The 14,690-nt window shown below is 69.7% G+C and carries 9 protein-coding genes; 6 read left to right on the top strand and 3 right to left on the bottom strand.

The features are described 5' to 3' along the window. Positions 1 to 96 precede the first annotated feature (96 nt). Positions 97 to 2,433: a glycosyl hydrolase family 95 catalytic domain-containing protein gene (locus ACIBJB_RS40570; protein ID WP_398938761.1), complete on the top strand. Its 2,337-nt coding sequence runs from the start codon at positions 97 to 99 to the stop codon at positions 2,431 to 2,433. Positions 2,434 to 2,439: 6 nt separating this feature from the next. Here ACIBJB_RS40570 and ACIBJB_RS40565 read toward each other — a convergent pair whose 3' ends face one another. Then, complete coding sequence (locus ACIBJB_RS40565; RefSeq protein ID WP_167363031.1) at positions 2,440 to 2,616, bottom strand: hypothetical protein; 177 nt, start codon at positions 2,614 to 2,616, stop codon at positions 2,440 to 2,442. A 229-nt stretch (positions 2,617 to 2,845) separates the two neighbouring features. On the opposite strand from ACIBJB_RS40565, the gene ACIBJB_RS40560 reads away from it, so the two are divergent. The 3 genes from ACIBJB_RS40560 (at position 2,846) to ACIBJB_RS40550 (ending at position 11,203) form a co-directional block, all read left to right on the top strand. Beyond that, positions 2,846 to 8,047, top strand: a complete 5,202-nt coding sequence (locus tag ACIBJB_RS40560; protein ID WP_398938758.1) for a family 43 glycosylhydrolase — start codon at positions 2,846 to 2,848, stop codon at positions 8,045 to 8,047. A 244-nt stretch (positions 8,048 to 8,291) separates the two neighbouring features. Beyond that, positions 8,292 to 9,944, top strand: a complete 1,653-nt coding sequence (locus tag ACIBJB_RS40555) for a glycosyl hydrolase family 28-related protein (protein WP_398938755.1) — start codon at positions 8,292 to 8,294, stop codon at positions 9,942 to 9,944. Then, positions 9,941 to 11,203, top strand: coding sequence for an alginate lyase family protein (locus ACIBJB_RS40550; RefSeq protein ID WP_398938753.1), 1,263 nt, complete (start codon positions 9,941 to 9,943; stop codon positions 11,201 to 11,203). Before ACIBJB_RS40555 ends, ACIBJB_RS40550 begins: the two co-directional genes overlap by 4 nt. A gap of 106 nt (positions 11,204 to 11,309) precedes the next feature. On the opposite strand, the gene ACIBJB_RS40545 is transcribed toward ACIBJB_RS40550, so the two are convergent. Then, positions 11,310 to 12,122 (bottom strand): SAM-dependent methyltransferase, encoded by an 813-nt coding sequence (locus tag ACIBJB_RS40545; protein WP_398938751.1) that lies wholly within the window; start codon positions 12,120 to 12,122, stop codon positions 11,310 to 11,312. Positions 12,123 to 12,285: 163 nt separating this feature from the next. On the opposite strand from ACIBJB_RS40545, the gene ACIBJB_RS40540 reads away from it, so the two are divergent. Beyond that, on the top strand, positions 12,286 to 13,593 hold the full coding sequence (locus ACIBJB_RS40540) for a PP2C family protein-serine/threonine phosphatase (protein ID WP_398938749.1): 1,308 nt from the start codon (positions 12,286 to 12,288) through the stop codon (positions 13,591 to 13,593). 1 nt (position 13,594) lies between these two features. On the opposite strand, the gene ACIBJB_RS40535 is transcribed toward ACIBJB_RS40540, so the two are convergent. After that, positions 13,595 to 13,993 (bottom strand): ATP-binding protein, encoded by a 399-nt coding sequence (locus ACIBJB_RS40535; protein WP_398938747.1) that lies wholly within the window; start codon positions 13,991 to 13,993, stop codon positions 13,595 to 13,597. A 302-nt stretch (positions 13,994 to 14,295) separates the two neighbouring features. Between ACIBJB_RS40535 and ACIBJB_RS40530 the strand changes: the two genes are divergently transcribed. Further along, the coding region (locus ACIBJB_RS40530; protein ID WP_398938745.1) for a helix-turn-helix domain-containing protein at positions 14,296 to 14,690 on the top strand (395 nt) is incomplete at its 3' end.

Raw genomic sequence — 14,690 nt, 5'->3', positions numbered from 1 at the left:
CTATCCCGTTCCATTGACGCACCGCAACCCCAACTCTAGGTTGCAACGCGGGATAGCTCCGATGATTCGCCCTTGCAGAGCCCGCTTGGAGGCACCGTGTCCAGCCCCTCCGCACCCGATCCGTCCAGACGCACCGTGCTCGCCACCGGCTCCGCCCTCGGTGGCGCACTCCTGGCGTCGGGTCTGCCTCTCACTCAGGCGACGGCGGCCGACCGCACCGAGGCCGCCCCGCCGGCCGGCGACCCCTGGCGCACCGTTCTCGACGACGCCGACCTCGTCTGGCAGCGGATGCCGACCGCCTGGTACGAAGGCCCGTTCCTGGGGAACGGCCTCCTCGGCTCCGGGATCTACGCCGAACCGGGAGCCGCCTCGACGGCGGTGCGTTTCAACATCCAGCACTCCGAAGTACAGGACCACCGCCCTGAGTTCGGCTCACTCTTCGGTCTCGCCCGGCTGCCGATCGGGTACTTCACCCTGGAGCCGGTGGGCGCGATCACCGGGCTCGACTGGCGGCTGTCGCTGCGCGACGCCGAGTTGACCGGCACCCTCAGCACCGACAAGGGCACCTTGGCCCTGCGCGCCCTGATCCACAACGACCGCTCGGTCCTGGCCGTGGAGGTGACCGCGAGCGAGGGCGAGCGCGGCTTCCGGTGGGTGTTCCATCCGGCGGACGCGATCAGTCCGCGGGCCGCCTTCAAGCCGCTGCCGGACGGCTACCAGGGCAATCCGCCCGCCCAGGTCGCCGACCACGACGGGATCACCGCCGCCGTGCAGCCGCTGCTGGCGGGCGGGCAGCACGTCACCGCGTGGCAGGAGCGGACCAGGGGCCGGACCCGGACGCTGTACGCACATGTCGCGCACTCGTACCCCGGGACCACGGCTCTGGGCCGGGCCCTCACAGCGGTCCGCCGGACGGCACAACTCCCCTACTCGGCGCTGGCGTTGGACCACCGCGCCTGGTGGCACGCCTACTACCGCAAGAGTTTCCTGTCCCTGCCCGACGCCCGTATCCAGCGCTTCTACTGGATCCAGCTGTACAAGACCGCCTCCGCCGCCCGCCGCGACGCCCCCGTGATGGCGACGAGCGGGCCCTGGCTGGAGCCCACACCCTGGCCCAACACCTGGTGGAACCTGAACGCCCAACTGGAGTACTGGCTCATCCACGGCTCCAACCATCTCGAACTGGACGCCATCACCCGGGCGTTGAGCGAGTTCCGGGACAACCTCGCCCAGGAGACGCCGACGCTGTACCGCGCCGACTCGCTGGGCATCCCACGCACCACCGACCCCCAGCTGGTCAACGGCGCGGCCAGCACCCTCATGGGCTACGGCGTCGGCGTCCCCGGCCAGGACCCTCCCACCCCCGAAGTCGGCAATCTGACCTGGGCGTTGCACAACGTCTGGCTCAGCTACCGGCACACGATGGACAGGTCGATCCTCCAGGACGTGCTGTTCCCCCTGCTGCGCAAGGCGATCAACTACTACCTGCACTTCCTCGAGCCCGGACCGGACGGCAAGCTGCACCTGCCCGCCACCTTCTCCCCGGAGTACGGCGGCGACTCGCGCGACTGCAACTACGACCTGATGCTCCTGACCTGGGGCTGCCGAACCCTTCTCGACTCCGCCGACCTCCTCGGCATCGACGACCCGTTGGCGCCCCGCTGGCGCGAGGTACTGGCGAAACGGGTGGCGTATCCGACGGACGCCAACGGCTTCATGATCGGCGCGGACATCCCCTTCGCGAAGTCGCACCGCCACTACTCCCACCTTCTCGCGGTGTACCCCCTGTACGAGGTCACCGGCCGCACGCCCGACGAACGCGCCCTGATCGAGCGGTCGTTGGCACACTGGGTGGGCTTCGAAGGTGCCCTGCAGGGCTACACCTTCACCGGCGCCGCCTCCATGTCGGCACTGCTCGGCAAGGGCGAGGACGCGCTGGGGTACCTCGGCGAGCTGATGACCCGTTTCATCCAGCCCAACACCATGTACAAGGAGTCCGGGCCGGTCATCGAGACACCGCTGTCGGCGGCACAGTCACTGCACGACATGGTGTGTCAGTCGTGGGGCGGCGTCATCAGGGTGTTTCCCGCGCTGCCCGCCGCCTGGGCGGACCTGGTCGTGCACGACTTCCGCACGCAGGGCGCCTTCCTGCTCGGCGCGCGGCGTGAGAACGGCGCCACGCGCTGGGTGCGGCTGGTGAGCGAGGCGGGTGCGCCCTGCGTCGTACGGCATGGGATCGCGGGTCCCGTCGACGTACGCGACGGACGGGGACACCCCCTTCCGCACACCGACGTCGGCGATGGTGCCGTCCAAGTCGCCCTGCGCAAGGGGGAGTCGGCGCTCATCACCGCCAGGGGCGACCGCCCTGATTTGACGGTCGCGCCCGTGCGCCCGAACGAGGACGCGCCCCGCTGGGGGCTGCCCCGCGTCTGACGGGTCTCACCGCCGGCGGCTGCCCACGGACCAGCCGCTTCCGATACCGGCCACGTGCAGGGCGAGCACCATGAGACCGAGCAGCATGATGTTCGTCGAGGTGAAGGTGTCGTTGGTCGAGATGTCCGCAGCGTTGATCAGAAAGGAGATGAAGAACAGGACCGCGGAGATGATGGCGAGCATGGTGCCCGTCCCTTCGATTGTCTGAGGTAGTCACGCTGGGTACAACCCGCATGCCCCCAACTCCCCCATACATGTGGGGAGAACGTGTCGTTCGGCCAGTCGGACATCGTTCGAAACCTCTTGACGTGCCCATGCGACGCGATTGACACTCTCGCAACACGACGTCACACAGCCGAAACGGCAGGGTGCCCCCGCCGAGGCCCCGCCACGCCTCAGCAGGGAACCCCACATGACGTACTTCGCACGTCCGCGTACCCGCGCGAGACGCCGGGCGGGCCGCCTCGCCGGTCTGACCGCCGCGTCGCTGCTCCTGGGCCTCGCCGCACCGATGGTCCCCGCCCAGGCGGCGGACACCGCGGATATCACGGACGGCCTGGCCCTCTGGTACAAGCTGGACGGCGCCTCGGGCACCACCGTCACCGACGCCTCCGGCCACGGCCGCGACGGCACGGTGAACGGGACCGCCGACTGGTCGGACCCCGCGCAGGGACTCGCCTTCAACGGCTCCGACACGTCCATCAAGGTGCCGGACGACGTCATGAAGGGCATGGACTCGATCACCGTCTCCACGGACGTGTTGATCGACTCCGCACAGACCACGCCGTACTTCATCTACGGCTTCGGCAACTCCAGCGGCGGCAACGGCAACGGGTACCTGTTCGCCACCGGCAACTCCCTGCGCACCTCGATCGCGAGCGGCAACTGGTCGACCGAGCAGACCACGAAGCCCTCCGACGCGCACAACCTCACCCGCGCGGTGTGGAAGCAGCTCACCTACACCCAGACCGGCAACACCGGTGTCCTGTACGAGGACGGCGTCGAGGTCGGCCGCAACACGGCGGTCACCATCACGCCCGGCGCGATCGGATCGGGAACCACCACCGCCAACTCCATCGGCAAGTCGGTCTACTCGGGCGACAAGCTCTTCAAGGGCCGGATCCGTGACTTCCGGGTCTACGACCGGGCCCTCGCGGCCTCCGAGGTCGAGCAGCTCTCCCTGCCCGTCGCCGGCCAGGGCGTCTCCGCCGACAAGGCCGCGCTGAGCCTCGGCGACACCAGCGCCGTCACGGCCGACCTGAACCTGCCGAGGACCGGCACGGCGGGCGGGTCCACCATCACCTGGGCCAGCGACAACACCGATGTGGTGAGCGGCTCCGGCAAGGTGACCCGCCCCGCCGCCGGGGAACCGGACGGCCACGCCACGCTCACGGCGACCCTGAAGAAGGGCACCGTGACCGACACCAAGAGCTTCGACGTCACGGTCCTGCCCGACTTCGACGACACCACGGCCACCGAGCGGGCCGCCCAGTCGCTCACCGTGCACAACCTCGACGACGTACGCGGAAACCTGACCCTCCCGGCAGCGGGCGACTACGCCACCACCGTCTCCTGGTCCTCCGCCGACGCGAAGGTCATCGAGGACGACGGCGTGGTCCACCGCCCCGCGCACGGCGACGGCTCCGCGATCGTCGCCCTGACCGCCACCGTCACCAAGGGCGAGGCGAAGGCGACCCGCACCTTCACCGCGAAGGTTCCCGAACTCCCCGCGGAACAGGCCCTCAAGGGCTACATGTTCAGCTACTTCACGGGAGAGGGCACCTCGGACGGCGAGCAGCTCTACTCCGCCCTGAGCAAGGGCAACGACCCGTTGAAGTGGCGGGAGTTGAACGACGGCAAGCCGGTCCTGACCTCCACGCTCGGTGAGAAGGGCCTGCGCGACCCGTTCATCATCCGCTCCCCCGAGGGCGACAAGTTCTACCAGATCGCCACCGATCTGAGGATCTACGGCAACGGCGACTGGGACGCCGCCCAGCGCTCCGGCAGCAAGTCCATCATGATCTGGGAGTCCACCGACCTGGTCCACTGGACGAACCAGCGGCTCATCAAGGTCTCCCCGGACAGCGCGGGCAACACCTGGGCGCCGGAGGCGTTCTACGACGCGAAGCTCGGCCAGTACGTGGTCTTCTGGGCGTCGAAGCTGTACGCCAACGAGGCGCACTCCGGCGACACGTACAACCGCATGATGTACGCGACCACGCGCGACTTCTACACGTTCACCGAGCCCAAGGTCTGGATCGACCGCGGCTACTCGGTCATCGACTCCACGATGATCCAGGACAACGGCACCTACTACCGCTTGTCGAAGGACGAGCGGAACAACAGCTCCTCCACGCCCAACAGCAAGTTCATCTTCGAGGAGAAGAGCGACTCGATCCTGAACCCGTCCTGGACCGCGGTCGCGGAGGGCATCGGCAAGGGCGCGATGAGCGCCGCCGAGGGGCCCCTGGTGTTCAAGTCGAACACCGAGGACAAGTGGTACGCGTTCCTCGACGAGTTCGGCGGGCGCGGCTACCTCCCCTTCGAGACGACCGACCTCGACTCCGGAAACTGGACCCCGGTCGCCGACTACGACCTTCCGGCCAAGCCGCGCCACGGCACCGTCCTGCCCGTCACCCAGGCGGAGTACGACCGGCTGCTGCGGGCCTACCAGCCTGACCAGCTCGTCGAGAGCGTCGAGGCCGTGAAGGTGAAGACACGGACCGGCGAGGCGCCGGTCCTGCCCGCCACCGTGATCGCCACCTACGCCGACGGCGTCAAGCGCCCGGTCGCCGTCACCTGGGACGACGTCCCGGCGTCGAAGTACGCACAGGCCGGCACCTTCACGGTCACCGGCAGCCTGCCCGACGGCGCCGCGATCCCGGTCCAGGCCGAGGTCACCGTGTCCGAGGAGGGCGCCGACGTCCCGGCCGACCTGCTGCTGCACTACGGCTTCGACGAGACGGGCGGCAACATCGCGGTCGACTCCAGCGGACACGGCTACCACGGCACCTATGTCGGAACCCCCGGCTTCGGCACGGGCGTGCGGGGCGGCTCCTTCAAGATGTCGGGAGACGCGACCGGTTCGCCGTACCTCAAGATCCCGCGCGGTGTGCTGAAGAACGCCGACAGCGTGACCGTGTCGACCTACGCCAAGTGGAAGGGTGGCAACAGCTTCCAGTGGCTGTTCGGGCTCGGTCCGGACAGCGACAAGTACCTGTTCGCCACCCCGTCCAACGGCGGCAACAGCCTCTACTCGGCGATCACCAAGGCGAGTTGGTCGGCGGAGTCGAAGCTGACGGCCGGCTCGCAGCTCACGCCCGGCGAGTGGCGGCACGTCACGGTCACCCTCGACGGGACGAGCGGCACGATGGTCCTCTACGTCGACGGCGTCGAGGCGGCCCGCACGACGACCACCATCAAGCCGTCCGAGCTGTACGACGCGAACAAGGACTACAGCGGCTATATCGGCAAGTCCCTGTACGCGGCCGACCCGTCCTTCGGCGGCGAGGTCGACGATTTCCGCATCTACGACCGGGCCCTGTCGGCCGCGGAGGTCATGGAGCTCAGCGGCAACACCGCGGGCATCGCCAAGGCCACACACCCGGCGCTGAAGGTCGACGCCATCGTCGACAACGCGGACGGCAAGGTCACGCTGCCGATGCGGGAGGGCACCGATCTCACCGCGCTGGCACCGGAGTTCACCCTCGCCCACGGAGCGGCGATCAGCCCCGCCTCCGGCAGTGTGCAGGACTTCAGCAAGCCGGTGACGTACGAGGTGACCGGGTCCGACGGCACGAAGCGCACCTGGACGGTCTCGGCGCTCGTCATGAGGAGCCCGGTCCTGCCGGGGCTCAACGCCGACCCGAACATCGTGCGGTTCGGTGACACCTTCTACATCTACCCGACGACCGACGGCTTCGAGGGCTGGAGCGGCACGCAGTTCAAGACGTACTCCTCCACCGACCTGGTGCACTGGAAGGACCACGGCGTCATCCTCGACCTCGGTCCCGACGTGAGCTGGGCGGACAGCAGGGCCTGGGCGCCGACGATCGCCGAGAAGGACGGGAAGTACTACTTCTACTTCTGTGCCGACGCCAACATCGGTGTCGCGGTGTCCGACTCGCCGACCGGTCCTTTCAAGGACGCGCTCGGCCAACCGCTGCTGAAGGCGGGCCAGTTCAGCGGCCAGATGATCGACCCGGCCGTGTTCACCGACGACGACGGCCGGTCGTACCTCTACTGGGGCAACGGGCACGCCTACGTGGCGCCGCTGAACGACGACATGACGTCCGTCGATCTCACGAAGATGAAGGACATCACGCCCAGCGGCTACAACGAGGGCTCCTTCGTCATCAAGCGCAAGGGCACCTACTACCTCACGTGGTCGGAGAACGACACCCGCGACGAGAACTACCGCGTCGCCTACGCCACCGGCCCCTCCCCCACCGGCCCCTGGACCAAGCGGGGCGTGATCCTGGAGAAGGACCTCTCGCTCGGCATCAAGGGCCCCGGTCACCATTCGGTCGTCCACGTGCCGGGCACCGACGACTGGTACATCGCCTATCACCGGTTCGCCATCCCCGGCGGTGACGGCATGCACCGCGAAACGACCGTCGACAAGCTGGAGTTCGACTCCGACGGCCTGATCAAGAAGGTCGTGCCCACCCTGACGAGCATCGACCCGGTGAGCATCGTGCACGCCGGCGAGGACGTCGGCGGGACGGAGGGCGACGCGATCGCGCTGCACGGCACGATCTCCGGTGCGGGCAGCCCTAAGTGGACCGTCGAGGAGGGGGCGCCCTGCTCCTTCGCCGACCCCGGCTCGGCCGCGACGACGCTCACATGCACCGACAACGGCACCTACACGGTCACCCTGACGGGCGGGCGGAGCAAGGACACGGCGACGGTCGACGTGGTCAACGCGGCACCTGCCGTGGTCTCCGCCACAGGTCCGCAGTCCCCGGTGCCGGTCGGCAAGCGCACCGTCGTCACGGCGGAGTTCACCGACCCGGGGGCGAGTGACACCCACACGTGCGTGGTCGACTGGAAGGACGGGAGCGCGCCGCAGTCCGGCACGGTCACCGCGTCCGGTTGCCGCGCCGAACACCCTTACACCCAGGCCGGAATCCGCCGTCCGGTGCTCACCGTCACCGACGACGACGGGGCATCGGACAGCAGGACGCTTCCCGAGCTGATCGTCTACGACCGCTCCGCCGGTCCCGCGCTCGGCACCGGAGTCCTCGGCTCCCCGGCCGGCGCCTACCCCGCCAAGCCGGACCTGACGGGCAAGGCCGCCTTCTCCTTCGCAGCGGCCTATCTGCCGGGAGCCTCCGCACCCGTCGGCGAGGCCTCCTTCGACTTCGGCCCGGCCAGGCTGAAGTTCCGTTCGACCGGCTCCGACTGGCTCGTGGTCGCCGGCTCCCGGGCCGTCTACCAGGGATCCGCCACGGTCGACGGCAAGAGCGGATACGGCTTCCGGATCACCGCCACCGATGCCCCGGACACCTTCCACCTCAGGATCTGGAAGAGGTCCGGCGGTGAGGTCGTCTACGACAACGTCACCGGATCGAAGATCACCGGCATCGTCACCGTCGGCTGGAGCCGCCGGTAAAGCCCGGACCCACCGCCCCACCGAGCCCCGCCGACAGACACCTCGTCGGCGGGGCTCGGCGTCTGCATCTGTTCATGGACATGGCCAATTAACCGCTGCGCAACCTCTTTCGCACGGAAGAACCTCATGGCATGCTCACCGCGCAACGCAGTTATGAACGTCGTTCACATCCATGAAAAGCGCATGGGAAGGGCGAACGGACATGAGCAATGCGCACACGGGCCCATCGGGTTCTTGGAATGTCATGGGCATGACCAGGCGAACGCTGCTGGGGAGCGCGGTCGCCGTGGCGGCCGGCGCCGTCACCGCGCCGACCGCACAAGCGGCCGAAGTCACGCCACTGTGGCGGGAGTTCAGCCGCACTCCTCTCACCCATCCGCAGATCCCGTACGTCGGCCGCGCCGGGTGCCACGGCGGGGCGGCACGTTTTCCGCGCCACCGAGTCGTCGCCGACGTACGCGACTTCGGCGCCGTGACGGACGGGACGACCGACTCCGCCCCCGCGATCAACCGTGCCATCGCCGCCGCCGGAAGGGCCGGCGGTGGCACGGTCACCATCCCGCCGGGCAGGTTCCGCATCGATGACGTGATCCGCGTGGACCGCTCGAACGTCGTGCTCAGGGGCGCCGGCAGCGGTCGTACGACGTTGTACGCGACGAAGAACCTCACCGAGCTGATCGGGACCTACGGCTCCCGCTACGGAGGGGACAAGTCGTCCTGGTCATGGGCGGGCGGACTGATCTGGCTGGCGCCCCGGGCCCGCTGGGAATCACTCGTCGCCGCGATCAGGGCCAAGGCGTGGCCCTTCGAGGGCTGGACGGGCAACCGACGCGACGAATGGCGGACGCTCACCGAGCTCGCCCCGGCACGCCAGGGCTCCTGGACGGTGACGGCCGCCGACACTCGCTCACTGCGGCCGGGTGCCTTGGTCCTCCTCCGGCTCGCGGACGACGCGGACCACACCCTCCTTGAGCACATGTGCGGCGGCGGGCCCGGCCCCGAGGCCTACTTCTGGGACGACAAGACGAAGCTGACGTCGTACGTGCCCTACGAGTGGCCGGTCCGCATCGCCCGCGTCCACGGCCGGAAGGTCACCCTCGAACGGCCGCTCCCGCTCGACCTGCGCCCCGAGTGGTCTCCGCAACTGACCACGCACGTGGCGGAGTTGAGCGGTTCGGGCGTCGAGGGCCTGACCCTGGAGGCGCTCGAGACCCCACAGCAGCCGCATCTGCTGGACAAGGGGCACAACGGCGTCGTGCTGCAGTGCGCGTACGACTGCTGGGTGGACGACGTGACGGTCCGTCATGTCGACAACGGCTTCGGCCTGGTGGCCGCCTCCGCCTGTACTCTGCGCCGGACGCGCGTGGCGGGCCGCGGCTCCCATCACCCCTACTTCTGCCGCGAGGGCTCGCACGACAACCTCGTCGAGGACTTCACGATCGAGGAGCGCAGCACCCCCGCGCCCGCGAACACCCAGCTCCACGGCATCAACGTCGAGGGGCTGTCGTCGTACAACGTCTGGTCGCGCGGCGACATGCGGATGGGCACCTTCGACAGCCATCGCGGCCTGCCCTTCGCCAACGTCCGCACCGACATCACCCTGAACAACAACGGCCGCCACGGCGGTGACGCGAGCGCGGGTCCCCTCTTCGGCGCCCGGTTCACGCACTGGAACATCCGCGTCACCAACGGCCGTGCGGGGCTGGTCAAGATCGACGGTCTGGCGCCGTACTCCGCGACCGTCGGCATCGACGAGGTCAGGGAGTTCGACCAGATCGACGTCCCCGACTTCACGGGTGATCTGCACACGCGCCTCGAGCTGTACGGCAGTTCGGGGGCGGTGCGGCCACGGAACCTGTACGAGGCCCAGCGCCGGCTGAACGGAGTGGGCCGATGAGCGTGCGCTCCCGCCTGCGCGTTCTGGTGACGGCTCTGGCCGCGTTCACCACCGGGCTCTGCGCACCGGTGGTGGCACAGACCGCGCCCCCGCCGCACACCGCGGTCCTGGACGGCGCCCGTCTGCAGCAGACGAAGGCCCGGCTCGACCATGGTGACCCGCAACTGCGGAGCGCGGTAAAGGCGTTGACGGTCCGCGCCGACAAGTGGCTGGACCAGGGCCCCTGGACCGTCGTCGACAAGCCCAGGCCCGCTCCCGGCGGCGACGTCCACGACTACCTCAGCCAGGCCCCGTACTGGTGGCCCTCCCAGACCCCCACCGCCGACAACCCATGGGGCTGCCCGTACGTCCAGCGTGACGGCGAGCGCAATCCCGAGGTCGACTCCGGCACCGACCGTCAGGATGTCGAGAAGACCTTCGACTCCGCGTACGACCTCTCCCTCGCCTGGTACTACACGGGCGAGAAACGGTACGCACGCAAGGCCGGGCAGGTGCTGCGCACCTGGTTCCTCGACCCGGCCACGCGGATGAACCCCAACCTGGACCACGCTCAGTTCATCCCCTGCAAGTACGACGGGCGCGCCATCGGCATCATCGACTTCTCGCAGTCGTACACCAGCGTCCTCGACGCGCTCGCCCTGCTCGACACCGGCGCTCCGGGCTGGAGCACCAAGGACCGCGCCGGCATGACGGAGTGGAACACCGACTTCCTCGGCTGGGTCAAGGACAGTGACTTCGGCAAGCAGGAGGCGGCCGCCGCCAACAACCACGGCACCTTCTACGACATGCTGCTCGCCGGCCTCGCCTACGCGACCGGCGACAAGGCCCTGGCCCGCCGTACGGTCCTGGACGCCCGTGGGAAGCGCATCGCGCCGCAGATCGCGGCCGACGGCAGCCAGCCCCAGGAGCTGACCCGCACCCGGAGCTGGCACTACTCGACCTTCGACCTGGTCGCCTACACCCGGCTCGCGGCCATCGGCCGGCATGTCGGGGTCGATCTGTGGGCGTACCAAGGCCCCGACGGGCAGAGCCTGTTCAAGGCGGTGGACTATCTGCTGCCCGCCGCGACCGGAGCCGCCGTGTGGCCCCACCCGGAACTGGAGTTCCTCCGGTACGCGGCGACCGACGTCGTGCATGCCGCCGCCGACGCGGGCGACGCACAGGCCCGCAAGGCTGTTCCGCTACTGGAGGCGCCGCCGGGCGGAGACCTGTGGGCTCTGCGTCCGGCGGCGGAACAGTTGGACTCCATCGCGGGGTGAGGGCCCTCGCGGGGTGAGGGCCCTCGTGGGGTGAGAGCCCTCGTGGGGTGAGAGCCCCGTCAAGCACAAACCCGTGTGTCCCTTCGGCACGGGACCGTCGCGGGGGTCACCCGTTCTTGCGGCCGACCCCCGCGTACACCCAGTACTCCGACGGGTTCTCCGGGATGTCATCTTTCTCGTCCGGACGCCACAGGGGTACGTGGACCAGGCCCGGTTCGGTCATTTCGAAGCCGGTGAAGAGGTCCTGGATCTCCTGGTGGGAGCGGACGGTGACCGGTGAGGTGGCCCGGGAGCGGTACAGCTGGGTGACCGCGGCGGCCGTGTCGGGGCGGTCCTGGTTGGTGGCGTGGGACAGGGCCAGCCAGCTGCCCTCGGGCAGGGCGTCCCGGAAGGCGGCGACGATACCGGCCGGGTTCTCCTCGGGCGCGACGAAGTGCAGGATCGCGACCATGAGCACGGCGACCGGCTGGTCGAAGTCGATCAGCTCGCGCACCTGCGGCGAGGCCAGGACGTCGGCCGGCCGCCGGATGTCGGCGTCGACGATGCCGGCGTACGGGTTGTCGGCGAGCAGGGTGGTGCTGTGGGCGACGGCCACCGGGTCCTTGTCGACGTAGACCACCCGGGCCTGCGGGCTCGCCGCCTGGGCCACCTCGTGGACGTTGCCCTGCGTCGGGATCCCCGAGCCGAGGTCGATGAACTGCCGGACACCGGAGTCGGCCAGGAAGCGCACCGCCCGCCCGAGGAAGGCACGGTTGGCGCGGGCCAGCGTGCGCACCTGGGGGTCGATGGCGGTGACGGCCGCGACCGCCTCCCGGTCGATGGCGAAGTTGTGCTCCCCGCCCAGCATCGCGTCGTACATCCGGGCTACGCTCGCCTTGTCCGGATCGGTCCCTGGCGGCAGAGCATCCGTGTCGGTCACCAGAACGTCCTTTCTGGCCAAGGTACTTGACGACTCATCATATAGTTGCCGTCGACGTCTGGCGATCAGTTGTCCCGCGCCGGGCGCCCGGACCCCCACCCGGAAAGGCACCACGACCCTGCGGAACGAACCGCACAGCCGCTCCGACGACACCCCCGCCGCCGTGCCCCCGCCTCGTCGGTCGGCCTTCTCCCCCGCGGCCGACGTCATCGGCTCGGAACTCGACCTGGGGCTGACCGGCAGCCATGTCGTGCACGCGCTGACGCCCGGCTTCTGCGACGCGGCGTCCCTCTATCTGCTGGAGCGGTGGCGGCGCGAGGAGACCACGTACGCCGGCGCGGACCCCGCGCAGATCGAGGCCCGCCGACTGGCCCTGCGCGTGGGCACGGACGCGCCCGAGTCCTGGGAGCGCACCCTGCCGGTCGGCGAGGTGCTCGTCTTCCCCCGCGAGACCCCGTACGCCCGGGCCCTGGTCGACGGACACGCGCAGTTGCTCGACTCGGTCGACGACCACACCGCCGAGCGGCTCGCCGCCTCCGTCGGTGAGGACGCGCGCATCGGCGAACTCCTCAAGACGCGCTCCTTCCTCGTGGTGCCGCTGCGGCTGCGCGGCGGGGCGATCGGCTTCGTCGCCTGCTCCCGCGGACCGGACCGCGGACCCTTCCTGACCGCGGAGATCGCGGCCGTGGAGTCGCTGGCCGCGCGGGCCTCGGTCGCCCTGGACAACGCGCGCCGCTACGAGCACGAGCGCCGCACCGCCCTGGCCATCCGGGGCAGCCTGCTGCCGGGCACGATTCAGGAGGTCGAGGGCTGCCGTATCGCCCACGGCTCGCTGCCCGCCGGACAGGGCTCGATCATCGGCGGTGACTGGTTCGACGTGCTGAGACGGCCGGACGACCGGGTCAGCCTGATCGTCGGGGACGCCATGGGGCACGGCCCGGAGTCGGCCGTGGCGATGATCCAGCTGCGCACCGCCGTACGCACGCTGGCCGGTCTCGACATCCCCGCCGTCGATCTCGTACGACGGCTCGACGCGCTCGCCAGCGACACCCCGGGCGCGTCCTTCGCGACCTGTATCTACGCCGAGTGGGACGCCCGGCGCGGGACCTGCACCCTCGTGGGTGCCGGTCATCCTCCGCCGCTGCTGCGCGGGCCGGAAGGCCGGACCGCTCCGGTCACGCTGGTCGGCGCGGGCCTGCCGCTCGGTCTCGGCGCGGGCGCCTACGAGCCGACCGTGCTGAGCATCGACGAGCCCGCGCTGCTCGCGCTCTACAGCGACGGTCTGGTCGAGTCGCGGGACGCCGACATAGACCACCAGATCGCCCGCCTCGCCCGGGCGCTCGACACGGCCGCCGTCGACCACGACCCGCTCCCCTCCCTGTGCCGACGGCTGCTCAACGCCCCCTCCGATCCGGCCGGCGCGGACGACCGCACCCTGCTCCTCGCCGAACTCACTCCCTCTAAGAGCTAGTTCAGGCCCTCAGGTTCGCCCATACCGCGTTGCCGCCGGTGAGTCTCGAGCGGTCCACCCCCCAGGTGTCCGCGAGTTGCTCGACAAGGAACAGTCCGCGCCCGCCCTCGTCGTCGAGCCCCGCCCGGCACCGGCGCAGCGTGGGGCCCGAGTGGTCGTGGTCGTGCACCTCCAGCCGGAGGATCCCGTCGGTGACCAGCCCGATGCCGCACAGGATGCGCGGGCTGAGGGTGTGGCACACGGCGTTGGTGGCCAGTTCGGACAGGAGCAGCACCGCGTCCGAGCACAGCTCGCCGGGCAGGCTCCAGGCCTTGAGCCGGGTGCCGACGGAGCGCCGGGCGACACCGACGCTGGAGCGGTGGGCCGGAAGTTCGATCCAGTGGGTTCGTTCCTGGTCCACGGCGTCTAACAGCTGCGGGGACGAGGTCGTGTGGGGGGACACGGTGTTGGCCTTCCGTGGGGGCGGCGGCGCGGCCGGGCAAGCAGCATCGGGGCGGGGGATGCCAACACGCCGCGGGGTGGGGGCGGTTGACGTCACCGTGCTCGCGTTCGGCGGCACGGTTCGCACAAGTCACTATGCTCGCACCCAAGTTCAACCTGCAACCAGCTCCCTGATAATTTCAGAAAGCCGATATCCGTCTGGTGGCGTCATCAAGTCACTGTCAGACTCGAGCCGGTGACACCCCCTCAGGAGGTCAGGACGTGAGCGAAGGCCGTACGAGCACCGGTGGCACCAGTGCTCCCACCGTGCTGCGCATGATCCTGGGCCGGCGTCTTCAGGAGCGGCGTCAGGGCGCGGGGGCTTCGCTGGAGGACGCGGCCAGGGCCCTGAGGGTGACGTCCCTGACGATCCGCCGTCTGGAGAAGGCGGAGGTCGCCCTCAAGCCGCTCTACGTGGAGAAGCTGCTGGAGACCTATGGGGCCGACCAGCAGGAGATCGAGGAGTTCGTCGTCCTGGCCGAGCGGGCCAACGAGCCCGGCTGGTGGCACACCTACCGGGACGTCCTGCCGAACTGGTTCAGCGCCTACGTCAGCCTGGAGGCCGGGGCCCAGACCGTGCGCACCTACGAGCCGCACTACGTCACGGGGCTGCTGCA

It is taken from the genome of Streptomyces sp. NPDC050759, assembly GCF_044456945.1.
Classification (GTDB): domain Bacteria; phylum Actinomycetota; class Actinomycetes; order Streptomycetales; family Streptomycetaceae; genus Streptomyces.
The sequence above is the reverse complement of the archived record's forward strand: the minus strand, read 5'-3'. Positions and strand labels throughout refer to the sequence as shown.

Bases quoted from the DNA above. Each gene is read 5' to 3' on its own strand.
- ACIBJB_RS40555 (WP_398938755.1), top strand. From the start codon at position 8,292: ATGGGCATGACCAGGCGAACGCTGCTGGGGAGCGCGGTCGCCGTGGCG.
- ACIBJB_RS40565 (WP_167363031.1), bottom strand. From the start codon at position 2,616: ATGCTCGCCATCATCTCCGCGGTCCTGTTCTTCATCTCCTTTCTGATC.
- ACIBJB_RS40550 (WP_398938753.1), top strand. From the start codon at position 9,941: ATGAGCGTGCGCTCCCGCCTGCGCGTTCTGGTGACGGCTCTGGCCGCG.
- ACIBJB_RS40560 (WP_398938758.1), top strand. From the start codon at position 2,846: ATGACGTACTTCGCACGTCCGCGTACCCGCGCGAGACGCCGGGCGGGC.